Source organism: Paracoccus sp. (in: a-proteobacteria), assembly GCF_035556475.1.
Classification (GTDB): domain Bacteria; phylum Pseudomonadota; class Alphaproteobacteria; order Rhodobacterales; family Rhodobacteraceae; genus Paracoccus.
Map to the genome: position 1 here is coordinate 31,343 of NZ_DATMFA010000110.1, position 21,674 is coordinate 53,016.

The following is a 21,674-nucleotide window of genomic DNA, read 5'->3' on the forward strand; positions in this document are numbered from 1 at the left end:
CTTACCTCACCAACGTGCCGGTGCGCCGGATGCGGCGCTGAAGTTGCAGGATGCCGTAAAGCAGCGCCTCGGCCGTGGGCGGGCAGCCCGGGACATAGATGTCCACCGGCACGATGCGGTCGCAGCCGCGCACCACGGAATAGGAATAATGGTAGTAGCCGCCGCCATTGGCGCAGGATCCCATCGAGATGACATAGCGCGGCTCGGGCATCTGGTCGTAGACCTTGCGCAGGGCCGGGGCCATCTTGTTCGTCAGCGTGCCCGCGACGATCATCAGGTCCGACTGGCGCGGAGAGGCGCGCGGCGCGGTGCCGAAACGCTCGACGTCATAGCGTGGCATCGAGGTCTGCATCATCTCGACTGCGCAGCAGGCCAGGCCGAAGGTCATCCAGTGCAGCGAACCGTTGCGCGCCCAGTTGATGATGTCCTCGGTCGTGGTCAGCAGGAAGCCCTTGTCCTGCAATTCACGATTGAGTTCGGCTGTGGCGTATTCACGATCCGCCCCGGCCGTATTGGCACCGGTCATCACGCCCATTCCAGCGCACCTTTCTTCCATTCATAGGCAAAGCCGATCGTCAGGACGCCAAGGAAGACCATCATCGACCAGAAGGCGACTTCGGTAAGTCCGGCGAAACTGACGGCCCAGGGGAACAGGAATGCAACCTCGAGATCGAAGATGATGAACAGGATCGCGACCAGGTAGAACCTGACGTCGAACTTCATCCGCGCGTCGTCGAAAGCGTTGAAGCCGCACTCATAGGCGCTGACCTTCTCCGGGTCCGGGTTGCGGACGGCAATCACGACGGCGGCCAGAATCAGCACGATCGCCAGCGCCGAGGCCATTCCCAGAAAAACCAGGATCGGCAGATATTCTTGCAGCAGATATTCCACTGGATTTGGGCTCCCTTTCGCTCGCAGGAACCCGACTGGCGTCCCGCGATGGGTTTGGCTAGCGCCCCTTTAGACCCGCCCGCGGGCAGGGTCAACGGTGGGGGACCTCAACAGCGCGCATTGTAACCTGCCCTTGACACCGCGGCCACCACATTGCCGCCGGGACAGGCGGCGGTCGCGCGTAACCGAAATATTTTAGTCAGTTTCCCGAGGGCCGATCGGTCCCAGATGGGTGTCGCGAAAGCCGTCCGGCAGCTTCAACCCATAGCCCAGCGCGCGGTCAAACCCGATATGCGAAAGCCAGAGAGCACCGGCCGCGATCACGGCGGGCGCGCCCGCGCCCACCCCCGCCATCATCAGAAGGAACGGCGTCGCGTAGAGATGCGCGGCATTATAGACCGCCGCGCCGATCCACCGCCCGAAAAGATAGCCCAACATGCTGAGATCCGGGGCCAGCAGGATCGCGAGCCAGATCCACCAGGGCCAGCCCGGCCCGGCCAGCCCCGCAATCGCGAAGGCGCCAAGGCCCAGCCCCGCGCCCTCGACCTGCTGCCATCCCCGCGCGGGCGCGATCACTCGGCCGCCCGGCGGCGCGCCGCATCGAGCATCGGGGCAAGATAGCGGCCGGTATGGCTCTCGGCGATCCCGGCGACCTCTTCGGGCGTGCCGGCAGCGACGATGCGCCCGCCGCCGTCTCCACCCTCGGGGCCAATGTCGATGATCCAGTCGGCGGTCTTGATCACATCAAGGTTATGCTCGATCACCACCACGGTATTGCCCTGATCGACAAGGCTGTGCAGCACCTCCAGCAGCTTCCGCACATCCTCGAAATGCAGGCCGGTCGTCGGCTCGTCGAGGATGTAGAGCGTCTTGCCGGTGGCCCGCCGCGACAGCTCCTTCGACAGCTTGACCCGCTGCGCCTCGCCGCCCGAAAGCGTCGTCGCCTGCTGGCCGACCTTGATATAGCCGAGGCCGACCTCGACCAGCGCATCCATCTTGTCGCGGATCGAGGGCACGGCCTTGAAGAACTCCAGCGCGTCCTCGACCGTCATGTCGAGGACGTCGGCGATGGACTTGCCCTTGAACTGGACCTCCAGCGTCTCGCGGTTGTAGCGCTTGCCCTTGCAGGTCTCGCAGGTGACATAGACGTCGGGCAGGAAGTGCATCTCGATCTTGATGACACCGTCGCCCTGACAGGCCTCACAGCGGCCGCCCTTGACGTTGAAGCTGAAGCGGCCGGGCTTGTAGCCACGCGCCTTCGATTCGGGGAGGCCCGCATACCAGTCGCGGATATGGGTATAGGCGCCGGTATAGGTCGCGGGGTTCGATCTGGGCGTGCGCCCGATGGGGCGCTGGTCGATGTCGATGACCTTGTCCAGCAGTTCCAGCCCCTTGATCGTCTCGCAGGGGGCGGGCGTCTGGCGCGCGCCGTTCAGGCGCATGCTGGCGGTCTTGAACAGAGTCTCGATGGTCAGCGTCGACTTGCCACCGCCCGAGACGCCGGTGACACAGACGAACTTGCCCAGCGGAAACTCGGCGGTGACGTTCTTGAGGTTGTTCCCCGTCGCGCCGACCACCTTGATCGCCTTGCCATTGCCCGCGCGCCGCTCATCGGGGATGTGAATCTCGCGCACGCCCGACAGGTATTGCCCGGTCAGGCTGTCAGGATTCGCGGCGATCTCGGCCGGTGTGCCCTTGGCCACGACCTCGCCGCCATGCACCCCTGCCCCCGGCCCCATGTCGAAGACATAGTCGGCATGGCGGATCGCATCCTCGTCATGCTCGACCACCAGCACCGAATTGCCCTGATCGCGCAGCCCCTTCAGCGTGCCCAGCAGGCGGTCGTTGTCGCGCTGGTGCAGGCCGATCGACGGCTCGTCCAGCACATAGAGAACCCCGGTCAGGCCCGAGCCGATCTGGCTCGCCAGCCGGATCCGCTGGCTTTCCCCGCCCGAGAGCGTGCCCGCCGCGCGTGACAGCGTCAGATAATCGAGGCCCACATTGACCAGAAAGCCCAGCCGCTCGCGGATTTCCTTCAGGATCGCGTGCGCAATCTCGTTCTTCTGCTTCGTCAGATGGTTCGGCGCATCCGTGACCCAGGCCAGAGCCTCGCGGATCGAAAGCTCGGTGACATTGCCGATATGGCTGCCCGCGATCTTGACCGCCAGCGCCTCGGGCTTCAGCCGATAGCCACCGCAGGCGCCGCAGGGGCGATTGTTCTGATACTTCTCGAACTCCTCGCGGACCCAGGCGCTGTCGCTCTCGCGCAGGCGGCGCTCCATGTTCGGGATGATACCCTCGAACTGGCGCGTGACCTCATAGACGCGGCCGGCATCGTCGAAGCGGAAGGGGATTTCCTCCTTCCCCGATCCGTGCAGGAACATCTGCCGCACTTCCTCGGGCAGGCTCTTCCACGCGGTCTTCTTGTCGAAGGCGTAGTGCTTGGCCAGCGCATTGATGGTCTGCGTCAGATAGGCCGATTTGGACTTGGCCCAGGGCGCAAGCGCCCCCTGCGCGACCGACAGCGTCTGGTCGGGCACGATCAGGCGTTCGTCAAAGAACAGCTCCATCCCGAGGCCGTCGCAGACCGGGCAGGCCCCGTAGGGCGCGTTGAAGCTGAACAGCCGCGGCTCGATCTCGGGGATGGTGAAGCCGGAGACCGGGCAGGCGAAATTCTCGGAGAAGGTGATACGCTCGCCCTTGCCCTCCGCAGGCGCGGTTTCCAGCAGCGCGATGCCGTCGGCAAGGTCCAGCGCGGTGCGGAAACTGTCGGCAAGCCGCGTCTCCATCCCCTCGCGCACGACGATCCGGTCCACGACCACGTCGATATTGTGGCGGAATTTCTTGTCCAGCGTCGGCGGCTCGTCCAGCTCGTAGAACTCGCCATTCACCTTGATGCGCTGGAAGCCCTGCTTGCGAAGCTCGAGGAACTCCTTCTTATACTCGCCCTTGCGGTCGCGGACGATCGGGGCCAGCAGATAGGCGCGCGTGCCCTCGGGCAGCTCCATCACCCGGTCGACCATGTCCTGCACCTGCTGCGCCTCGATCGGCAGGCCGGTCGCCGGCGAATAGGGCGTGCCGGCCCGCGCGAAGAGCAGCCGCAGATAGTCGTAGATCTCCGTAACCGTGCCGACGGTCGAGCGCGGGTTCTTCGAGGTCGTCTTCTGCTCGATCGAGATCGCCGGGGAAAGACCGCTGATATGGTCCACATCCGGCTTGCCCATCATGTCGAGGAACTGCCGCGCATAGGCCGACAGGCTCTCGACATAGCGCCGCTGCCCCTCGGCATAGATCGTATCGAATGCGAGGCTGGACTTGCCCGAGCCCGACAGGCCGGTGATCACCACCAGCTTGTCGCGCGGGATGTCCATGTCCACGTTCTTCAGATTGTGCTCGCGCGCGCCGCGAACCTCGATGAACTTCTGTTCCATCGCCACGTCCTGATCACGTCCTGATTCCGCCAAGCGCATGAGATAGGCATTGGCGGCGGAATCGCAACCGTAAACGGGACAAAATGCGAACACGGATGATTTGCGGAATTTGCTTTGCCGGATGGGGAGGCCGATGCTAGGTTTTCGATATGCTCGCAAAAACATATCGAATCATCCCCATCCTGCTTTCAGCCCTTCTCGCCGATCCCGTTCTGGCGGCTGATTCCGCGCGCCTCACCCTGCCCGACCGACCGCCGGAAACCGTGGATGCGGGCAGCCTCGCGACGCTTCCGGCGACCGAGATCGCCTCGGCCTATCGCAGCTCCAAGGGCATCGAGACCGGCATCTACAAGGGCGTGCTTCTCTGGGACATCCTTGCGGCGCGCGGGCTGGTCGAGGATCCGAAATCGGCGCTGCGCCATGTCCTGCTGGTCAGCGCGGGCGACGGGCACGAGGTCGCCTTCTCGGTCGGCGAGATCGCCCCGGATTTCGGCGCGCGCCCGATCCTGCTGGCCTATGAACTGAATGGCGCACCGATCCCCGACGGTCTGCGCATGGTCGTGCCGGGCGACATCCGCGGCGCCCGGCACATCAAGGACATCGTGGCGCTGGATTACCGCTAGCCGCCGGTATGGCTCATGAAGCGGCTGACCTGCCCGGTGACATGGCGGCGGGAATAGTCGAAGTCGTGGCCCTTGGGCTTGCGGGTGATCGCCTCGCGGATCGCGTCGGTCACGGGGCGGTCATCCGGCCCCGCCCGCAGGGGCGCGCGCAGGTCGGCCCGGTCCTCCTGCCCCAGACACATGAACAATTCGCCCGTGCAGGTCACGCGCACGCGATTGCAGCTTTCGCAGAAATTATGGGTCAGCGGGGTGATGAAGCCGACCTTCTGGCCGGTCTCCTCGATCCTGACATATCGCGCGGGGCCGCCCGTGCGCTCGGCCAGCGGGGTCAGGGTCAGGCGTTCCTGAAGCCGGTGGCGCAGGTCCGAAAGCGGCCAATACTGGTCCAGCCGCTGCTCCTCGCCCATCTCGCCCATCGGCATGACCTCGATGAAGGTCAGGTCATGGTCATTCACGGCGCACCAGTCCAGCAGCGGGAACAGCTCGTCCTCGTTGAAGCCTTTCAGCGCGACGGTGTTGATCTTGACACGCATCCCGGCGGCCTTGGCGGCCTCGATCCCCTCCAGCACTTGCTGGAGCCGTCCCCAGCGCGTGATCTGCGCGAACCGGTCGGCATCCAGCGTGTCGAGCGAGACATTGACCCGCCGCACGCCGCATTCGGCCAATTCGCCCGCGAAGCGCGCAAGCTGGCTGCCATTCGTCGTCAGGGTCAACTCGTCCAGCCCCTGCCCCAGATGGCGCGACATGGCGCGGAAGAACTGCATGATATTGCGGCGCACCAGCGGCTCGCCCCCGGTGACGCGCAGCTTGCGCACCCCCAACCCGACAAAGGCGGAACAGAGCCTGTCCAGCTCCTCCAGCGTCAGCAGGTCGCGCTTGGGCAGGAACTGCATATGCTCGGCCATGCAATAGGTGCAGCGAAAATCGCAGCGATCCGTGACCGATACCCGAAGGTAGGTGATCGGTCGGGCAAAGGGGTCGATCAGAGGTGCCGGCGCGTCCATGCAGCGAAGATAAGAGCGTCCGAAGATCAGCACAAGCCGGTCAAGCGGTTAACACTGTAGCAACCAAACCGGCGAGTTGCGGTGGACAGCGCGCGGAAAGCGGCGTTAGCCTTGGCCACGACCCCGGCAACGGATGAGGAAGGAAGGAACCGAACATGATCAGGCAATTCTCCCGGCTTCTTGGTGTCCTCGCCCTCCTTGCCATCGCGGCCGCCTGCACCAGGGGGGATAGCAGCCAACAATCCGCAAGGGGCGGCGGTGCTGATGATATCGGCGTGACGACCGAATCCGCCGCAATCGCTGGGGCCACGGCGCCCCGCAGCTCGGGAAAGACGGTATCGGCATCGACGATCGGGGTTTCGGGCGGGCAATCGGCCGCCGCCCTCGACACCACCAGCCGGGCCGAGAAAGCGCAGGCCGCCGCCCCCTCCGGCCGCGGGCAAAGGCTGGGCGTGACCATCGCCTCGCTGGGCGATCCGTCGGAAGCGGGCTTCTGGATCAAGACGCCACTGGTCGGGTCCGAGACGAATGGCCGCATCGTCAACCCGGCCACCGGCAAATCGGCGAATGTGCGGCTGATTCCGCTGGGCGGGCCGGCCAGCGGCGGCAGTCAGGTCTCGCTGCCGGCGTTGCAGATGCTGGGCGTCAGCCTGACCGACCTGCCCGAGATCGAGGTCTATGACGGCTGAGCTTTTTTCAGCCAGCGGTTCGCCTCGCGCCGGGCAAAGGGCTTCAGCCGCGCACCATGCGCCTCCAACCATTGCTGCACGCGCTCAGGATCGTGCCGCGACAGATCGCGCAGCCACCAGCCGATCGCCTTCTGGATGAACGATTCGCGGTCATCGGCCAGACGCTCCAGCCAGCCGAGGATCCGCTCACGCTGGGCAAGCTCCGCGGGCTTGGGATTGCGCAGATGCGTCCACGGCAGCGTGCCCACCAGCGCGGCGCGGCGCACCCAGAAATTCGGATGGTCGAGCCATGCCTCGACCTCGTCCAGCCGCGAGGGATCGGCGACCAGCCGGCGCTCACCCGCCTTCATCGCATGATCCGCAATGGCCCAGGCGTCGAAGGTCGGCACCCAGGACGCGATCAGCCGCCAGGCTTCCTCATCCGGGCGGATGCGGGCCTGAACCAGAAGCTTCGCGGCGGCGATCCGGCCCTCGTGAATGTCGCTTTCCCAAAGCCGGGCTGCCAGCGCGACCCGGCCGGGAACGTCCAGATCCGCCCGCCAGCCGCGCGCAAGTTCGTCGATCGCAGGAACCGAGACGCCCAGATAGACGCGCGGCGCCTTGTGATAGGCGGCCATCTCGGCCGCCTTCGCCTCGTCGCCCAGGGCGCGCAGTTCCGCAATCTGTTCCAGCTCTGCCATCGTCCTCGTCCTTCCGCGCCGTGACCTGAGCCTGCGTAAGATTGCGCCGCGCGGGAAAAGTCAAACGCTTCCCGGCTCAGGCTCCGCTGACGCGCCAGAGCACGTCGCCGACATCATCGGCCATCAGCAGCGATTTGCCATCCGGTCCCACCGCGACACCGACCGGGCGGCCATAGCTGAATTTCTCGTCCTCGGACAGAAAGCCGGTCAGGATGTCGCGCGACGGACCCGAGGGCTTGCCATTCGCGAAGGGCACGAAGATCAGCTTGTAGCCGCTGAGAATCGCGCGGTTCCAGGATCCGTGCTGCCCGATCACCATGCCGGCGGGGAATCCGGGCAAGGTGCCTTCGGGCATCCAGCACAGGCCCAGCGACGCGGTGTGCCCGCCCAACGCGAAATCGGGCCGGATCGCCGAGGCGACCAGCGCCGCGTCCTGCGGAACGCGGTCATCGACGGTCTTGCCCCAATAGCAATAGGGCCAGCCATAGAAGCCCCCCTCCCGCACCGAGGTCAGGTAGTCCGGCGGGGTCTCGTCGCCCAGCCCGTCCCGCTCGTTCACCACGGTCCAAAGCGCCTGCGTCGTGGGCTCCCATGCGAGGCCGACGGGATTGCGCAGCCCGCCCGCGAAAATCCGCGCCTTCCCGGTCTCGAGGTCAAGCTCCCAGATCGCGGCCCGCCCTTCCTCTGCCTCCATGCCATTATCGCCGATATTGCTGAGCGAGCCGACGCCCGCATAAAGCCGCTTGCCATCGGGCGAGGCGATCAGGCTGCGCGTCCAATGCCCGTCCGGCTTGAACTCGACCAGCCGCCTGCCCTCGCCCGACAGGCTGGTCGCGCCCGGTTGATAGGGAAAGGCGACGATCCCGTCGGTATTGCCGAGGTAGAACGTGTCCCCGACCAGAGCCATGCCGAAGGGCTGGTTCTGGTTCGCGACAAAGACCTCGCGCCGCTCGGCCACGCCGTCGCCATCCTCGTCCCGCCATAGCGTGACGCGATTCGCGCTCTCGCCCACCGCGCGTGCCCGGCGCATGGTCGAGATCATCGCATGATCCATCAGCGATCGCGGCGAGCGGTCGGCCTGCATCGCTTCGGCGACCAGGACATCGCCATTCGGCAGCACCTCGATCCAGCGCGGATGATGCAAATCGGTCGCGAAGGCATTGACCCGCAGCCCCGGCGCTGCCGTGGGCGTGTGCCCCGGCTCCCAGCCGCGGGCCGTCGGCATCTTCAGCGTCATGATGCCCTGCTCGCGCGCCACCGGGATCGCGGGGCTGCTGCCAAAGGCCTGTTCCCGTGGCGTATCCTTGCGCCTCAGCGCCACCATCACCGCGCCTATCGCCGCCGTCGCCTTCGCCATCAGATCCATCGCGCCCTCCATGGTTTGGGCCAAGCTAGCCAAGGATGGGGGGCCGTCAAGGCCGGTGCAATCCACCGCCACGTGAAACCGGGCCGGGGCGTCGGGCTTGCCACCCAAATAACCCTAGTCTTTATATCAACTATTTGATTTCAAAGTTGTTTCTTGACACTACCCGGTCGCGCACCTAAGTCCGGGATCAGGAAAGCAAGCCAGCGTATCGCCAGCCAGCCTCCCCCTTGATCCCCGCCCGTTCCAGCCTTTCGCCAGTTCAAGCCAGGATGCATTCTACGACCAGATGAAAATGCCGGGCGATGACCCGGCATTTCGTTTTTCCCTCAGCCCTTCAACAGCTTGTCGAGACTTGCCCTCGTCCGCTCGGGCGCTTCCTGATAGCCGATCAGCCCGGAGTAATTGCCCTCCGCGTCGAAAAGCAGGGTCATCGCCGAGTGATCCATGGTGTAGTCGCCGTCCTCGCCCGGCACCTTGCGGGCATAGACGCGGAAGGCCTTGACGGCCTTCTCCATCTCCTCGACCGAGCCGGAGACCCCGACGACGCCCGGCACCCATGAGACATAGTCGCCAAGCACCTCGGGCGTGTCGCGTTCGGGATCCACGGTGACGAAGAAGACGCGCAAGTTCTGGCCCTGCTTCGCCACTTCCTCCTGCCAGCCCGCAACCTCGCCCAGCGTCGTGGGGCAGACGTCGGGGCAATGGGTGAAACCGAAGAAGACGGCGCTCGGCTGCCCCTTCAGGCTCTCCTGCGTGAAATCCGACCCATCCGTCGCGACCAGCCGGTAGTCGCCGCGCCCGAGATTGTCGGTGCCGCTTTCGCTCAGCATCTGCAACCGGGGCGAGATGAGCTGGAACCAGGCCAGCGCCATCACCGCGATTGCGACCAGAACCCAGAGGAGAATGCGGATCGGCCGCAGCGAGGCGGGTTTAGTGGTGGGCATGTTCGGCCTCCTTCGCGTTCATCGAGCGGACAGAAAGATTCACTTCGACCTGCCCCGCCTTTTCGAAGGTCAGGGTCACCGGCACGCTCTCCCCCGCGGCCAGCGGGGCCTTGAGGTCCATCAGCATCAGGTGCAGCCCGCCCGGCTTCATCTCGACCCCCTCGCCCGCGGGCAGCGGCAGGCCATCGTCAAGCTTGCGCATCCGCATCACCTCGCCCTCCATCGCCATGTCGTGGATCTCGACCCGACCCGCTGCCGGAGACGTGGCGGAGACCAGACGATCCTCGGCCTGACCATTATTCGTCACCGTCAGATAGCCGCCGCCGACCGGCGCTCCGGGCGGGGTTGCGCGGGAATAGGCATCGGTGATCGCGAGATCGCCGACCCGGACCTCCTCGGCCTTGGCCGCCGCATGATGGGCATGGCCGCCCTCCGCACGCTTCTCGGTCACATGCAGGGCGGGGGCGGGATTGGCCGCGCCCTCGGCCCCGGTCACGTCGATCCACGCTTCCTTCGCATTGCCACCGCATTCCTGCACGGTGGGGAAATAGATCGTGCTGCCCGGCACGACCTCTGGCCCGACGCTGCCGCGAAAGGTGAATTCGTCATACCAGTCATCCGGCAACTCGCCCCCCGACCAGACGATCTCGCGCACGCCGCGTTTCATCTGCGTGCCGTGATTGTCGAAGGGCCGGGCATAGTCGCCGGTCACGGTCTTGAGCTGCCAGCCGGGCTTGGGCATCGGCTTGGCATCATAGAAGCCGTCCGGGATCCTGACCCGCAAGGCCCGCGTGGGCTTGCCGTCGCAGCCATGCCCGATGCGGATCACTGCCTTGAAGGTCGACCCGGCCGGGGCCTCGGATGTCTCGAAGGACGCATGGGCGAGAACCGGCAGGGCCGAAAGCATGAATGTTGCGCCGGTCAGGACGGCGAGAATCGGGTGTCTCATATGGGTATTCCAACTGATGTCACGGGACCGAGGCGGGCTGACGCCCCCTCGTCGAACGGATCAGAGGAATGCGGGCGGACCCCTTGCCGAGGGTGAAAGCGCGGCGGCCGAGGGATGGGGACCGCGCAACCCGAGGTCGCGTGCCAGCGCATGGACGACGGGGCTCGGCGCAATCGCCGGGGCATCGCCCGGATCGTTCAGCGCCTGCTGATGCGGCGCCCAGTCGCAGATGTCATGCGAGGGGGCGGAGCTGCCATGCTGATCCGGCAGGGGCGTTACCGTCCCGTCCGGCGCGACCGCCATCTCGACCGGAGCATCGCTGCCGCAAAGGATCATCGTCACCCGGCCATGCCCGTCGCTGGCCGGCATGGTTCCGGGCTGGATCAGCGAGAAGCTGATGAACGGCCAGAGCAGCAAAAGCGCCAGCGCCCGCAGCATCGGCAGGCGCCACAGGGCAGGTTTCGCAATGCTTGACGGCCTGTTCCTCATCCCCCTCCCCGTCCCGGTCACTGCCATTTGCCAGAAAACCGGGCGCCGGGAAAGTGCGGCGATTGTCGCAGGCGGCAGGCGCGCGCTATTCCCACCAGCGGTCGATCGCAGCGATATCGGCATCCGACCAGCCGAAATGATGCGCGAATTCATGGACCACCACATGCGCGACCAGCGCACCCAGCGTGATATTCCCCCGGCTCGCCCATTCATCCAGAATGGCGCGGCGGAACAGCCAGACGGTATCGGGGAAGTGCTGGGGGTCGCTCGCCGATTTCTCGGTCATCGGGACGCCGTCATAGAGGCCGGTCAGCTCCAGCGGGTCGTCGATCTCCAGCTCGTCCAGAAACTCCTCCGAGGCGAAGTCCTCGACCCGCAGCACCACCTGCGCGGCGGGGCCGGCGAATTCCGGCGGCAGGCCCGCAATCGTCTCGCGCGCCAGTTCCTCGATCATCGCCGCGTCGGGCGCTTCGGCATTCTTCCAGTCCAGCATCGGGGCACCTCGTCTTTGGCCCCCGATATGGACAAAAACCGCCACATGTGAAAGAGCGAAGCCGACAGGAGACCTCCGATGACAACCACCCGCTTCGCTCCCTCCCCCACCGGCCATATCCATGTCGGGAACCTCCGCACCGCGCTGATGAACTACCTGATCGCGCGGAAGGCGGGCGGCACCTTCATCCTGCGGCTGGACGATACCGACCGCGAGAGGTCGAAACAGGAATATGCCGACGGCATCCAGCGCGATCTGGAATGGCTGGGCCTGACCTGGGACCGGATCGAGCGGCAGTCCGACCGCCTCGACCGCTATGCCGAGGCCGCCGAGGGGCTGCGCGGCGCGAACCGCCTCTATGAGGTGTTCGAGACGCCGACCGAGCTGGACCTGAAGCGCAAGAAGCAGCTGAACATGGGGAAACCCCCGGTCTATGACCGCGCCGGGCTGAACCTTTCGGCCGAGGACGTGGCCAAGCTGCGGGCCGAGGGGCGCGACGGCTACTGGCGTTTCCTGCTGGATCAGGAACGGATCGAATGGCCGGACGGCATCCTCGGCGACATCTCGATCGACGCGGCCAGCGTCTCGGACCCGGTTCTGATCCGCGCCGACGGGCAGGTGCTTTATACCTTCGCAAGCTCGGTCGATGACACCGATATGGGCGTCACGCATATCGTGCGCGGCGCGGACCATGTGACGAATACCGCGACCCAGATCCAGATCATCCGCGCCCTTGGCGGCACGCCCCCGGCCTTCGCCCATCACAGCCTGTTGACCGGCGCACAGGGCGAGGAGCTGTCGAAACGCCTCGGCGTCCTCGCGATCAAGGACCTGCGCGAGAACGGCGTCGCCCCCGAGGCGCTGCTGTCGCTGATGGCCCGCCTCGGCTCCTCGCAGCCGGTCGAGCTGAAAATGTCGCTGGACGAGCTGGCGGATGGGTTCGAGCTGTCGCAATTCGGCGCCTCGCCCACCAAGTTCGACGCCGAAGACCTCTGGCCCCTGACGCGCGAGGCGAACCAGCACCGCCCGTTCGAGGTGGTCAAGGACCGCATCGCGGCGCTTGGCGTCCCGGCCGATCAGGCCGAGCGTTTCTGGCGCGTGGCGTCCCAGAACATCACCAAGCTGGATGATCTGGCCGGCTGGTGGGAGATCTTCTCGAAAGGGGCCGAGCCGCAGATCGACCCCGAGGACGAGGCCTTCATCGCCGAGGCCATGAAGCTGCTGCCCCCGCCGCCCTATACGGATGCGACATGGGGCGAATTCACCGCCGCGGTGAAGGAAGCCACCGGCCGCAAGGGCAAGGGCCTGTTCATGCCGCTGAGGAAGGCTCTGACCGGCCAGGCGCATGGCCCGGACATGTCCGACGTAATGCCGCTCCTGCAGGTCGTCCGCGCCCGGGGATAGAGCGCGTTTCGCAAGCGTTTTCAGAAACATGGACGGGGTGGTTGCGGATGCGGCCACCCCGTTTTCCATTTCGCGGCGAGGCTTGGGACCGGGCATTTCACGACGCCCGGCTGCGCAGTTGAAAATCGGTGGGAAAAGGCAAAAAATCTCGCCGAACGCCCTTGACGCCACCCGCCACTCGCCGTAGTTACCCCGCACCCGTGGCGGAGTAGCTCAGCTGGTTAGAGCAGAGGAATCATAATCCTTGTGTCGGGGGTTCAAATCCCTCCTCCGCTACCATTTAATCCTGGAACCCCCCCATGCGGGGCGCATCGTTCCGGTGATTTTCCATCCTCGCAGCACCATCTTTTTCGTTCAGCCTCACCTGTGACGGCTGCGTGTCTTTGGAAGGCATTGCCATCGCAACCTACGCGCGGGAAACAGCGCGAAAGGTAGCCTCGGGGCAGCAGAAGCCCGTCGACCGATCATCGGCATGCAGAAGGCAGGGCGACCGCTCTCCCGACATTTCTGCGGGACCACCCTGTTGGGAGTTTCTCTGTCGCTCCGCGCCGGAGAGCTATCCCGAAACAGGTGACCCGCCCGCTTGAAAGCGATGCCAGCCTGCCCGCGATGAGCGTCGAGGACCGGCGGTATCCGCTCTCTGCGAAGGCCGAGACCGGCAGGTTGATCGGTCGGGATCTGGTGTCAGGGACAGGGTAAGCCCGCCCCCCCGTCAGGCGCGGCCGTCCAGCCGGACGAAATCGAGCACGCTGCCCTGCCCCGGTCTGACCTCGGACCAGTCGTCGATCTGGAAATCGACAACCAGCGTCGCCGCCGTCGGATAACTGCGGAACTCGGGGTCGAGCGGCGGGCGCGCCGGCAATTCGGCGGCGAACTTGGCGATGCCGGGATTGTGGCCAAGCATCATCACGGTCTGCGCCGTGGCCGTGCGCAGGATGGCAAGCATCTCCTCGGGCGTCGCGTGGTAAAGGGCCGGCTCGTAGCGGACATTGGGCAGCACTTCCAGCGCCGCCCCCGCCACCAGCTCCCAGGTCTCGCGCGTGCGCACCGAGGTCGAGCACAGCACCTCCTCGGGCTCATAGCCCCGGCTGGCAAGCCAGTCCCCCAGCTCACGGGCCGAACGTCGGCCGCGATCGTTCAGCGGCCGGTCGTGGTCATCTTGCGCCGGATCGTCCCAGGACGACTTGGCATGACGTGTCAGGATCAACCGGCGATAACCAAGCGGAGTCATGCATTCGCCTTTGCGGACAGGGGTAGATGGGGCCGAGCCTGCCACAGCTTTCGCGGGACGGGCAAGAACTCGTTTCAGGCGCGGGGGTTCAGAGTTCGTCGCCGCCCTGCCGCAAGCCGCGCGGCTTCACCCGCGGCTCGGTCGTGCGGATCAGCGATCCGGCGCCATGTTCGGTGAAAAGCTCCAGCAGCGCGGCGTTCGGAACCCGACCGTCGAGGATCACGACGGCGCGCACGCCCTCCTCCACCGCCTTCAGCGCGGTCTCGGTCTTGGGGATCATGCCGCCCGCGATCGTGCCATCGGCGATCATCGCGCGCACCTGATCGGGATGCATCGCGGTCACGATCTCGCCCGAGGCATTCTTGACGCCCGCAACATCGGTCAGCAACAGCAGCCGGTCGGCCTTGAGCGCCCCGGCGATCGCCCCGGCGGCCGTGTCGCCGTTCACGTTGAAGGTCTCGTTATCCTCCATCCCGGTCGCGACGGGCGCGATCACCGGGATCAGGCCGGCATTGTAGAGGTCGCGGATGATCTGCACGTTCATCTCGACCGGGCGGCCGACGAAGCCAAGCTCCGGGTCGTCCGCCTCGCAGACCATCAGGTCGTCATCCTTGCCCGAGATGCCGACGGCGCGGCCTCCGGCGTCGTTGATCGCCTGAACGATGCGCTTGTTGACGAGGCCCGACAGCACCATCTCGACCACCTCGACGGTTTCGCGGGTGGTGACGCGCTTGCCGCGCACGAAGCTGCTTTCGATGCCCAGCTTGCCCAGAAGCTCGTTGATCATGGGGCCGCCGCCATGGACCACGACCGGATGGATGCCGACCTGCTTCATCAGCACGATGTCGCGGGCAAACTCGGCCATCGCCTCGTCATCGCCCATCGCATTGCCGCCGAACTTCACCACCACGACCGCGCCGGAATATCGCTGCATATAGGGCAGCGCTTCCGAAAGGGTGCGAGCGGTGGCGATCCAGTCACGGTTCATGTTCTGCTTTCTCATCAGGAGCCCCTGTTCATCGGGCACGAAGCCTAGGACCAAGCCCAGGCAAGGTCCAGACCATCGGAGCGGCTTCACGCCTTAGTCAAGACCGGCGATGATCGCGCGCAGCGTGGCGATCCCCTGCCCCTTGTCCGAGCTGGTCAGCACCAGTTCGGGATAGGCGGCGGGATGCTTCTGCAAGGCCTCCTCGACCTGCGCGACGGTGGCGGCCATCTCCTGCGCGCTGATCTTGTCGGCCTTGGTCAGCACAACCTGAAAGGGCACGGCGGCGCGGTCCAGAAGGCGCATGATCTCGTGATCGACATCCTTGACGCCATGGCGCGCGTCGATCAGCGCGAAGGCACGGCGCAGCGTCGGCCGGCCGGCAAGGTAGTTCTTGAGGAGCGCCTGCCATTTCGCGACCACCGCCACCGGCGCCTTGGCAAAGCCATAGCCCGGCAGGTCGACGAGATAAGCCCTATCGCCCAAGGTGAAATAGTTCACCTCCTGCGTGCGGCCCGGCGTGTTCGAGGCGCGGGCAAGGCCGTTGCGCCCGGTCAGGGCATTGATCAGGCTGGACTTGCCGACATTCGAGCGGCCGGCAAAGCAGACCTCGGGGCGGTCGGCCGGGGGCAGGCCGTCCATGGCGACGACGCCCTTGAGGAAATCGACCGGACCCGCGAACAGCTTGCGCGCCGCCTCGGCGACTTCGGGATCGGGTTCGGGTGCGACGGGAAAGGAAACCTTCATGCGCGGATCTCGTCCTGAAGGGCGATCGTGCCGCCCGTGACCACTTCGGCATAGACGCCAAAGCAATGGTCGCCATAATTCGAGGTCAGCGCGGCGGGCATGTCGCTGTCAAGCTGACCGGTATCGGTATTGGCGCTGGTCGCGGCGCAGCGGCCGATCATCTCGGTCACGCGCAGCTCGACCCCGCCCACATTCAGCACATGCCCGACGAGGTTGCGTTCGGCAAAAGGCTCCCACCCGTCGACCCAGATATTCGCGCGCCAGCGTTCGACGCCCAGAGGCTGGTCCAGCCGCCCCTCGAGGTCGCGCAGGCTCGAAAGCGACAGGATCGAGAGCCAGGGCTGGCTTACATCGGTCCAGCCGGTCGGTCCGCGGACCAGACGGGTCGGCGCGGGCTTGTCGGCGGGCCAGAGCGGCGCGACCCAGTCGATCAGGCGCTGCCCCTCGGTCTCGGGGTCGAAGGTCAGGGCGGAAAGGTCGGGATGGCTCAGCGTGATCGCACCCTCGGGCGCATCGCCGGTCCAGCCACCCTTGACCGCCTGCAACCCGGATGCGGCGACGCCGCGCAGGAAGCAGGACTTGGGCAGCCAGCGGTCCGGCTCAGCGCCGTCACCCGCATGACGCTCGCCCGCATCGGTCAGGATCGCCCATATCCGGTCACCGGGCAGCCGACGCGCTGCCGAAAGCTCGGCCCGCGTCAAGTCCTGCCCGCCGATCGACTTGATCGGATAGCGCCGGATCCTGGCGATCCTCGCGGTCATTTCCCGCCCTTCTTGTCGTCGGCTTTCTTCTGCCGCGTTGGCAGTCCCGACTTGATGTTGCCGAAGAAGTCCGGCCGGTGCCCGTGCATCGACATGATCGTATATTGCTGGACGATGGTGATGACGTTGTTGGTGATCCAGTAGAGCACCAGCCCCGAGGCAAAGCCGCCCAGCATGAACATGAAGATCCACGGCATCCACGCGAAGATCATCTTCTGCGCCGGATCGGCGGGGGCGGGGTTCAGTTTCTGCTGCATCCACATCGAGATGCCGAGCACGATGGCCAGGATCGGCAGGGTGAAGCTGTGCAGGAAGCTGCCCGCACCCGGCGTCGCCCAGGGAAGGATGCCGAAGAGGTTCCACAGGCTGGTCGGATCGGGTGCCGAAAGGTCATGGATCCAGCCGACCCAGGGCGCGTGCCGCAATTCGATGGTGACGAAGATCACCTTGTAGAGCGAGAAGAAGATCGGGATCTGCAGCAAGACCGGAAGGCAGCCCGCGGCGGGGTTCACCTTCTCGCGCTTGTAAAGCTCCATCACCTCTTTCTGGTATTTCATCCGGTCGTCGCCGGTGCGCTCTTTGATCGCCTCCATCTGGGGCTGCATTTCCTTCATCTTCGCCATCGAGATGTAGGATTTGCGCGCCAGCGGGAACACGAGGAGCTTGAGGATGAAGGTCAGGCCGATGATCGACCAGCCCATATTGCCGATGAAGCCATGCAGCCAGTGCAGGATGCGGAAGATCGGCTTCGTCAGGAAATAGAACCAGCCCCAGTCGATCGAATCGACGAAGCGGTCGATGCCCGGATCCTGCTGGTAGCCGTTGATCGTCTCCCACACCTTCGCGCCGGCGAAAAGATAGCTGGAGCTGGTGCCGGTCGCGCCGGGGGCGACGGTCTGCACGGGCATCCGCGCCTCGGTCTGGAAAATATCCGCGCCGGGGGCATATTTCACCACGGCGGTGAAAGCCGAGCCGGGCGCAGGGGCCAGCGTCGTCATCCAGTATTTGTCGGTGAAGCCGATCCAGCCGTTTTCCTTGACCTCGACCAGCTGGGCCGGACCTTCGGCACCGGTCGCGGCCAGTTCGGCGATGGCCTTGTATTTCTTCTCGAGCAGCTTGCCGTCGGTCATGCCGACCGCGCCCTCGTGCAGGACGTAGTAGTTCTGCGTGTCCGGGCGGCCGTGACGGGCCAGAATGCCATAGGGCGCAGCGGCAAAGGGCGCGCTGCCGGTGTTTTCCAGCGACTGCGAGACCGTGAACAGGAACTTGTCATCCAGCGCATAGGTGCGGCGGAAGATCTGGCCTGCGCCATTGTCCCAGCGCAGCGTGACGGGCTTGCCGGGCGACAGGACATCGCCCGATTCGATCTGCCAGACCGTCGCGGGGCCGGGAACCAGCGCCGGATCGGTGCCGGCGGCGGGCATCCAGCCATAGACCGCGTAATAGGGTTTTTGCACCGTAAGGCCGGGATTGCCGCCCGGCGCGACGGGCGAGCCTTCGGCCTGAACCTCCAGCCCGGAGGTCGGGGAAAGCAGCCGGACATAGGGCGAATCCGGGTCCAGCGTCTCGTGATAGCCGGTCAGTTCGAGGTCGTCGATACGACCGCCCGCCAGCGAAACCGAGCCCTTGAGCGAGGGCGATTCGATCCGCAGACGCCCGGCCTGGGCCGAGGGATCGTTCGGGTTTCCGGTCGCACCGGCAAGGGCCGGAGCGGTTGTGCCCTGCCCGGCCGCGCCCGGCGTCGCGGGTGCGGCCTGTCCGTCAACCGTCTGGCTCTGCGCCGTCTCGGTCGCCGGGGGTGGTGGTGCCGGTTCGGGGGCGAAGAAGAACGACCAGACGAGAATGACGAGGGCCGAAAGCACCATCGCCAGGATGAGGTTGCGATTATTGTCTTCCATTCCGGTCCAGCCCTTCGTCGTCCATGACCCAGCGGGTTCGGGCCGCTTCAACAGAAGCGACCGCCAAAGGTCAAGGGAATTTGGCCGGATCGCGCCAATCCATTGCGTCCTTCGCGGATCGTTCCGCCGTCCCGAACGCGCCAGATGCCGCGGTCCCGCCCGCCTTGCCGCGACATATACCGACTCGGGGCGTGGGCGCAAAGAAACTCGGCGTGGCCTAGCCTGCGCTGCGTTGCGGGATCGCGGGCGGCCGAACCCCGGGGGAGCCAAGCAGGATGCCGTCGATCGCCGCCCCGGAAAGCGCCGGCAACACGCCCGGACCCTGAACCGCGCCAAGGCCGATCTGCATGAGGAACGCCCTCTCTCCGGCTGTCGTCACGCCATCCCCGATGGTATCGAGGTTCAGATGGCGGGCGAGGGCAAGGATGGCGAGGATCATCTGCTGCTGGCCACCGCTCCGGTCGCAATCCTCGACGAAGCGCCGCCCGATCCGCACCCGCGAGACGCCGAGGCCGTGCAGCAGTTCCGTCGGCGCACCGCCACTCCCGAACTCGGCCATCGCGATGCGGCATCCCGCGCGTGAGAGCGTCAGCACCCCATCCGCCACCCGCAGCCGGTCGATGTCGCCGCCCTCTGGCTCCAGAAACTCGACCTCGATCCGCCGGGGTTCGATGTTCTGGCGGTCGAGTTCCCACAGCATCTCCTGCATGAGGAAACCGTCAGCAAGCGCCTGATGGGAAAGCGGCAGGGTCAGGATGGCGGGGCCGACGCCCAGCCGGTCCCAGCGCCGCAGGTCCACCAAGGCAAGCCGGAAGCCGGCCATGATGCTGCGGGCCAGCAGGTCGCCGGAATGCTCTGCCTGCATCTCGTCAAGCGTGCCCGCCCCCGGAGGATCAAAGCCCATCACCATCCGCAAGCCGGTCACGCGCCCGGTGTCGCAGCCAAGCTGCGGCAGGAAGGCAAGCCGCAGTTGATCGGGGCGCAGCCCCTCTGCCCCCTCGGCAGGTTCTGCGTCCCTGCCGCCATGCCAATGCCGCCGCAACCGCGCCAGCCCTGTCCTGATATAAGCCAATGCCCAGCCCCGATTCTGCCGTTTCCGGGGACGAGGCTAGACGCCGGAAGGTTCCCGTTCGCTTAACGTTCCCTGAGAAGCGGGACTTCGGAAGCGGGTTTTTCGCTAAAATCCGAGGCATTCGGGATCAGCGAGGTGAAGTCGAACAGCTTCGGGTCCGGCAGATGCGAGGGGCGCACGTTCATCAGCGCCCGGAACATCACGTTGCGGCGACCGGGCGCGCGCGTTTCCCATTCGTCCAGCAGCTTCTTGACCTGCATCCGCTGCAGGCCCTCCTGACTGCCGCAGAGGTCGCAGGGAATGACCGGATAGTTCATGGCGCGGGCAAAACGCTCGCAATCCGCCTCGGCGATGAAAGCCAGCGGGCGCAGCACGTTCAGGTCGCCCTCCTCGTTCAGCAGCTTCGGCGGCATCGAGGCCAGCCTTCCGCCGTGGAAGAGGTTCATGAAGAAAGTCTCGAGGATGTCGTCGCGGTGATGGCCAAGAACCACCGCCGAACACCCCTCCTCGCGCGCGATGCGGTAGAGGTTGCCGCGGCGCAGGCGCGAGCAGAGGGCGCAATAGGTCCGGCCCTCGGGCACCTTCTCCTTCACGATGGAATAGGTGTCCTGATATTCGATGCGATGCGGCACCTGACGCTCGGTCAGAAACTCGGGCAGCACGGTGGCGGGAAAGCCCGGCTGGCCCTGATCGAGGTTGCAGGCCAGCAGCTCGACCGGCAGCAGGCCGCGCCATTGCAGCTCATGCAGGACGGCAAGCAGCGTATAGCTGTCCTTGCCGCCCGAGAGGCAGACCAGCCAGCGGTCGCCGGGTCGGATCATGTCATAGGTCTCGATCGCGGCGCGGGTCTCGCGCACGAGGCGCTTCCTCAGCTTGCGAAACTCGGTCGAAGAGGGCGCGCCGCGGAAAAGCGGGTGGATCTCTTCGCCTTCGGCGTCGTCATGGCTGTCGATTTCGTCCCGCATCGGTCGGTCCTGATTGGCGCTGTCGCGCAGGTTCATATCACGGATGACGCAGGGGCGTCAGTCCCGGCCTTCCGCCTCGTCCCCGGCTCCCGGCACCGGGTCAAACCCCTGCCCGCCCCAGGGGTGACACCGGGAAAGCCTTCTCAGGGTCAGCAGGCTGCCGCGCAATGCGCCATGCCGCTCCAGCGCCTCGAGCGCATAGGCCGAGCAGGTCGGCTGGAAGCGGCAGGCATGGCCGACCCAGGGGCTTGCGACCAGCCGATAGGCACGGACCGGCAGGGCGACGATCCGCGCCAGCGGGCTCATCGCCCGCCCCGGCGTTCGGCGCGGGGATCGGAATGGATGCGGTCCAGCGCCTGTTCGAGATCCTGACGGAGCGCGGCGAAGTCACGCTCGATTGTCGCTCCGGGGCGGCCGACCAGCACATAGTCCCAGCCAGCCTGCGCCCGACCCGGCAGGATGTCACGCGCCAAGGCGCGCAGCCGGCGCTTGGCGCGGTTGCGGGCAACGGCATTGCCGATCTTCTTGGAACAGGTGAAGCCGATGCGGATGATATCCTGCGGCTCGCTTTCGCCGCGACGGCGGGCCTGCAGCAGAAAACCCGGCGCGCCATGACGGCGGGCCGAGGCTGCGCGCAGAAAATCCGCCCGCTTGCGCAGGATCTCCGGCTTCGGGGGTTTCGCGCCCCCGGAAATGCCGGAAGCCGCCCCGACCGGTTGCCCCACGGGGGCGTTCCGGTCAGCGGCGGCGCTTTCGGCTGCACGCTCCATCTCGTCCGCCCACGCCTTTCGGCGCGAGGCTTACGCGCTGAGCGACTTGCGGCCCTTGGCGCGGCGCGCGTTCAGCACGCGGCGGCCGCCTTTGGTCGCCATGCGCGCGCGGAAGCCGTGACGGCGGGCGCGAACCAGGTTCGACGGCTGGTAGGTGCGTTTCGACATCTTGTAACTCCGGGTCAGGGCGTGTCAGGGTATGGGCAAGCCGCCCACGCAAGACGCGCCGGTCTATTCGAGGCCCGGTGCATAGTCGCAGCCCGAGGCCAAGTCAACCTCAAT

The 21,674-nt window shown here is 66.0% G+C and carries 24 protein-coding genes and 1 tRNA gene; 4 read left to right on the forward strand and 21 right to left on the reverse strand.

Annotated features, from left to right (window positions below; genetic code table 11):
- Window position 1: 1 nt before the first annotated feature.
- From VNQ78_RS15495 to uvrA, 4 genes are all read right to left on the reverse strand, one after another.
- Window positions 2–526: an NADH-quinone oxidoreductase subunit B family protein gene (locus VNQ78_RS15495; protein ID WP_325691606.1), complete on the reverse strand. Its 525-nt coding sequence runs from the start codon at window positions 524–526 to the stop codon at window positions 2–4.
- Window positions 526–891, reverse strand: coding sequence for an NADH-quinone oxidoreductase subunit A (locus VNQ78_RS15500; protein ID WP_325691370.1), 366 nt, complete (start codon window positions 889–891; stop codon window positions 526–528). Before VNQ78_RS15500 ends, VNQ78_RS15495 begins: the two co-directional genes overlap by 1 nt.
- A 195-nt stretch (window positions 892–1,086) precedes the next feature.
- Window positions 1,087–1,467 carry a DUF4260 domain-containing protein gene (locus tag VNQ78_RS15505; RefSeq protein WP_325691372.1) on the reverse strand — a complete coding sequence of 127 codons (381 nt, stop codon included), beginning with the start codon at window positions 1,465–1,467 and terminating at the stop codon, window positions 1,087–1,089.
- Window positions 1,464–4,322, reverse strand: a complete 2,859-nt coding sequence (gene uvrA, locus VNQ78_RS15510) for an excinuclease ABC subunit UvrA (protein ID WP_325691374.1) — start codon at window positions 4,320–4,322, stop codon at window positions 1,464–1,466. The genes VNQ78_RS15505 and uvrA overlap by 4 nt, the downstream gene beginning before the upstream one ends.
- A 149-nt stretch (window positions 4,323–4,471) precedes the next feature.
- On the opposite strand from uvrA, the gene VNQ78_RS15515 reads away from it, so the two are divergent.
- Window positions 4,472–4,945 (forward strand): molybdopterin-dependent oxidoreductase, encoded by a 474-nt coding sequence (locus VNQ78_RS15515; RefSeq protein WP_325691376.1) that lies wholly within the window; start codon window positions 4,472–4,474, stop codon window positions 4,943–4,945.
- Here VNQ78_RS15515 and moaA read toward each other — a convergent pair.
- Window positions 4,942–5,949: a GTP 3',8-cyclase MoaA gene (gene moaA / locus VNQ78_RS15520; protein WP_325691608.1), complete on the reverse strand. Its 1,008-nt coding sequence runs from the start codon at window positions 5,947–5,949 to the stop codon at window positions 4,942–4,944. The genes VNQ78_RS15515 and moaA overlap by 4 nt on opposite strands.
- Window positions 5,950–6,104: 155 nt before the next feature.
- Here moaA and VNQ78_RS15525 point away from each other — a divergent pair, with 155 nt between their 5' ends.
- On the forward strand, window positions 6,105–6,638 hold the full coding sequence (locus tag VNQ78_RS15525; protein ID WP_325691378.1) for a hypothetical protein: 534 nt from the start codon (window positions 6,105–6,107) through the stop codon (window positions 6,636–6,638).
- Here VNQ78_RS15525 and VNQ78_RS15530 read toward each other — a convergent pair.
- From VNQ78_RS15530 to VNQ78_RS15555, 6 genes are all read right to left on the reverse strand, one after another.
- Window positions 6,626–7,318 (reverse strand): DNA alkylation repair protein, encoded by a 693-nt coding sequence (locus tag VNQ78_RS15530; RefSeq protein ID WP_325691380.1) that lies wholly within the window; start codon window positions 7,316–7,318, stop codon window positions 6,626–6,628. The genes VNQ78_RS15525 and VNQ78_RS15530 overlap by 13 nt on opposite strands.
- A 76-nt stretch (window positions 7,319–7,394) precedes the next feature.
- Window positions 7,395–8,684 carry a sorbosone dehydrogenase family protein gene (locus tag VNQ78_RS15535; RefSeq protein ID WP_325691382.1) on the reverse strand — a complete coding sequence of 430 codons (1,290 nt, stop codon included), beginning with the start codon at window positions 8,682–8,684 and terminating at the stop codon, window positions 7,395–7,397.
- A gap of 326 nt (window positions 8,685–9,010) precedes the next feature.
- Entirely contained in the window at window positions 9,011–9,628 is a 618-nt protein-coding gene (locus VNQ78_RS15540) for an SCO family protein (protein ID WP_325691384.1), read from the reverse strand.
- A complete protein-coding gene (locus tag VNQ78_RS15545) occupies window positions 9,615–10,577 on the reverse strand; it encodes a copper chaperone PCu(A)C (protein ID WP_325691386.1) in 963 nt (320 codons plus the stop codon). Before VNQ78_RS15545 ends, VNQ78_RS15540 begins: the two co-directional genes overlap by 14 nt.
- Before the next feature lie 60 nt (window positions 10,578–10,637).
- A complete protein-coding gene (locus tag VNQ78_RS15550) occupies window positions 10,638–11,066 on the reverse strand; it encodes a hypothetical protein (protein ID WP_325691388.1) in 429 nt (142 codons plus the stop codon).
- An 85-nt stretch (window positions 11,067–11,151) separates the two neighbouring features.
- Window positions 11,152–11,559, reverse strand: a complete 408-nt coding sequence (locus VNQ78_RS15555; RefSeq protein ID WP_325691391.1) for a metallopeptidase family protein — start codon at window positions 11,557–11,559, stop codon at window positions 11,152–11,154.
- A 78-nt stretch (window positions 11,560–11,637) separates the two neighbouring features.
- On the opposite strand from VNQ78_RS15555, the gene gltX reads away from it, so the two are divergent.
- Together gltX and VNQ78_RS15565 are read left to right on the forward strand one after the other, a co-directional pair.
- Entirely contained in the window at window positions 11,638–12,963 is a 1,326-nt protein-coding gene (gltX, locus tag VNQ78_RS15560; RefSeq protein WP_325691393.1) for a glutamate--tRNA ligase, read from the forward strand.
- A 202-nt stretch (window positions 12,964–13,165) separates the two neighbouring features.
- A tRNA-Met gene (locus VNQ78_RS15565) sits at window positions 13,166–13,242 on the forward strand.
- A gap of 433 nt (window positions 13,243–13,675) precedes the next feature.
- Here VNQ78_RS15565 and VNQ78_RS15570 read toward each other — a convergent pair.
- From VNQ78_RS15570 to rpmH, 10 genes are all read right to left on the reverse strand, one after another.
- The gene (locus VNQ78_RS15570; RefSeq protein ID WP_325691395.1) at window positions 13,676–14,194 is read right to left on the reverse strand and encodes a histidine phosphatase family protein; all 519 of its coding nucleotides are present in this window, start codon (window positions 14,192–14,194) and stop codon (window positions 13,676–13,678) included.
- An 88-nt stretch (window positions 14,195–14,282) separates the two neighbouring features.
- Window positions 14,283–15,182: an acetylglutamate kinase gene (gene argB, locus VNQ78_RS15575; protein WP_325691610.1), complete on the reverse strand. Its 900-nt coding sequence runs from the start codon at window positions 15,180–15,182 to the stop codon at window positions 14,283–14,285.
- Between the two features lie 93 nt (window positions 15,183–15,275).
- Entirely contained in the window at window positions 15,276–15,926 is a 651-nt protein-coding gene (gene yihA / locus VNQ78_RS15580; RefSeq protein ID WP_325691397.1) for a ribosome biogenesis GTP-binding protein YihA/YsxC, read from the reverse strand.
- Complete coding sequence (locus VNQ78_RS15585; protein ID WP_325691399.1) at window positions 15,923–16,687, reverse strand: MOSC domain-containing protein; 765 nt, start codon at window positions 16,685–16,687, stop codon at window positions 15,923–15,925. The genes yihA and VNQ78_RS15585 overlap by 4 nt, the downstream gene beginning before the upstream one ends.
- The gene (gene yidC / locus VNQ78_RS15590; protein ID WP_325691401.1) at window positions 16,684–18,585 is read right to left on the reverse strand and encodes a membrane protein insertase YidC; all 1,902 of its coding nucleotides are present in this window, start codon (window positions 18,583–18,585) and stop codon (window positions 16,684–16,686) included. Before yidC ends, VNQ78_RS15585 begins: the two co-directional genes overlap by 4 nt.
- A gap of 217 nt (window positions 18,586–18,802) precedes the next feature.
- Window positions 18,803–19,657 carry an EAL domain-containing protein gene (locus VNQ78_RS15595; protein WP_325691403.1) on the reverse strand — a complete coding sequence of 285 codons (855 nt, stop codon included), beginning with the start codon at window positions 19,655–19,657 and terminating at the stop codon, window positions 18,803–18,805.
- A gap of 62 nt (window positions 19,658–19,719) precedes the next feature.
- Entirely contained in the window at window positions 19,720–20,622 is a 903-nt protein-coding gene (ttcA, locus tag VNQ78_RS15600; protein ID WP_325691404.1) for a tRNA 2-thiocytidine(32) synthetase TtcA, read from the reverse strand.
- 57 nt (window positions 20,623–20,679) lie between these two features.
- Entirely contained in the window at window positions 20,680–20,928 is a 249-nt protein-coding gene (yidD, locus tag VNQ78_RS15605) for a membrane protein insertion efficiency factor YidD (protein ID WP_325691406.1), read from the reverse strand.
- Window positions 20,925–21,392: a ribonuclease P protein component gene (gene rnpA / locus VNQ78_RS15610; RefSeq protein WP_325691408.1), complete on the reverse strand. Its 468-nt coding sequence runs from the start codon at window positions 21,390–21,392 to the stop codon at window positions 20,925–20,927. Before rnpA ends, yidD begins: the two co-directional genes overlap by 4 nt.
- Window positions 21,393–21,422: 30 nt before the next feature.
- A complete protein-coding gene (rpmH, locus tag VNQ78_RS15615) occupies window positions 21,423–21,560 on the reverse strand; it encodes a 50S ribosomal protein L34 (protein WP_017998233.1) in 138 nt (45 codons plus the stop codon).
- Window positions 21,561–21,674 lie beyond the last annotated feature (114 nt).

Excerpts from the sequence above, each read along its gene's own strand:
- VNQ78_RS15540 (WP_325691384.1), bottom strand. The coding sequence starts at position 9,628 with ATGCCCACCACTAAACCCGCCTCGCTGCGGCCGATCCGCATTCTCCTC.
- rnpA (WP_325691408.1), bottom strand. The coding sequence starts at position 21,392 with ATGGAGCGTGCAGCCGAAAGCGCCGCCGCTGACCGGAACGCCCCCGTG.
- moaA (WP_325691608.1), bottom strand. The coding sequence starts at position 5,949 with ATGGACGCGCCGGCACCTCTGATCGACCCCTTTGCCCGACCGATCACC.
- VNQ78_RS15550 (WP_325691388.1), bottom strand. The coding sequence starts at position 11,066 with ATGAGGAACAGGCCGTCAAGCATTGCGAAACCTGCCCTGTGGCGCCTG.
- ttcA (WP_325691404.1), bottom strand. The coding sequence starts at position 20,622 with ATGCGGGACGAAATCGACAGCCATGACGACGCCGAAGGCGAAGAGATC.
- VNQ78_RS15525 (WP_325691378.1), top strand. The coding sequence starts at position 6,105 with ATGATCAGGCAATTCTCCCGGCTTCTTGGTGTCCTCGCCCTCCTTGCC.
- VNQ78_RS15530 (WP_325691380.1), bottom strand. The coding sequence starts at position 7,318 with ATGGCAGAGCTGGAACAGATTGCGGAACTGCGCGCCCTGGGCGACGAG.
- VNQ78_RS15545 (WP_325691386.1), bottom strand. The coding sequence starts at position 10,577 with ATGAGACACCCGATTCTCGCCGTCCTGACCGGCGCAACATTCATGCTT.
- VNQ78_RS15555 (WP_325691391.1), bottom strand. The coding sequence starts at position 11,559 with ATGCTGGACTGGAAGAATGCCGAAGCGCCCGACGCGGCGATGATCGAG.
- rpmH (WP_017998233.1), bottom strand. The coding sequence starts at position 21,560 with ATGTCGAAACGCACCTACCAGCCGTCGAACCTGGTTCGCGCCCGCCGT.
- yihA (WP_325691397.1), bottom strand. The coding sequence starts at position 15,926 with ATGAAGGTTTCCTTTCCCGTCGCACCCGAACCCGATCCCGAAGTCGCC.
- uvrA (WP_325691374.1), bottom strand. The coding sequence starts at position 4,322 with ATGGAACAGAAGTTCATCGAGGTTCGCGGCGCGCGCGAGCACAATCTG.
- gltX (WP_325691393.1), top strand. The coding sequence starts at position 11,638 with ATGACAACCACCCGCTTCGCTCCCTCCCCCACCGGCCATATCCATGTC.
- VNQ78_RS15570 (WP_325691395.1), bottom strand. The coding sequence starts at position 14,194 with ATGACTCCGCTTGGTTATCGCCGGTTGATCCTGACACGTCATGCCAAG.
- VNQ78_RS15495 (WP_325691606.1), bottom strand. The coding sequence starts at position 526 with ATGACCGGTGCCAATACGGCCGGGGCGGATCGTGAATACGCCACAGCC.
- VNQ78_RS15585 (WP_325691399.1), bottom strand. The coding sequence starts at position 16,687 with ATGACCGCGAGGATCGCCAGGATCCGGCGCTATCCGATCAAGTCGATC.
- VNQ78_RS15535 (WP_325691382.1), bottom strand. The coding sequence starts at position 8,684 with ATGGATCTGATGGCGAAGGCGACGGCGGCGATAGGCGCGGTGATGGTG.
- yidD (WP_325691406.1), bottom strand. The coding sequence starts at position 20,928 with ATGAGCCCGCTGGCGCGGATCGTCGCCCTGCCGGTCCGTGCCTATCGG.
- VNQ78_RS15515 (WP_325691376.1), top strand. The coding sequence starts at position 4,472 with ATGCTCGCAAAAACATATCGAATCATCCCCATCCTGCTTTCAGCCCTT.
- argB (WP_325691610.1), bottom strand. The coding sequence starts at position 15,182 with ATGAACCGTGACTGGATCGCCACCGCTCGCACCCTTTCGGAAGCGCTG.
- yidC (WP_325691401.1), bottom strand. The coding sequence starts at position 18,585 with ATGGAAGACAATAATCGCAACCTCATCCTGGCGATGGTGCTTTCGGCC.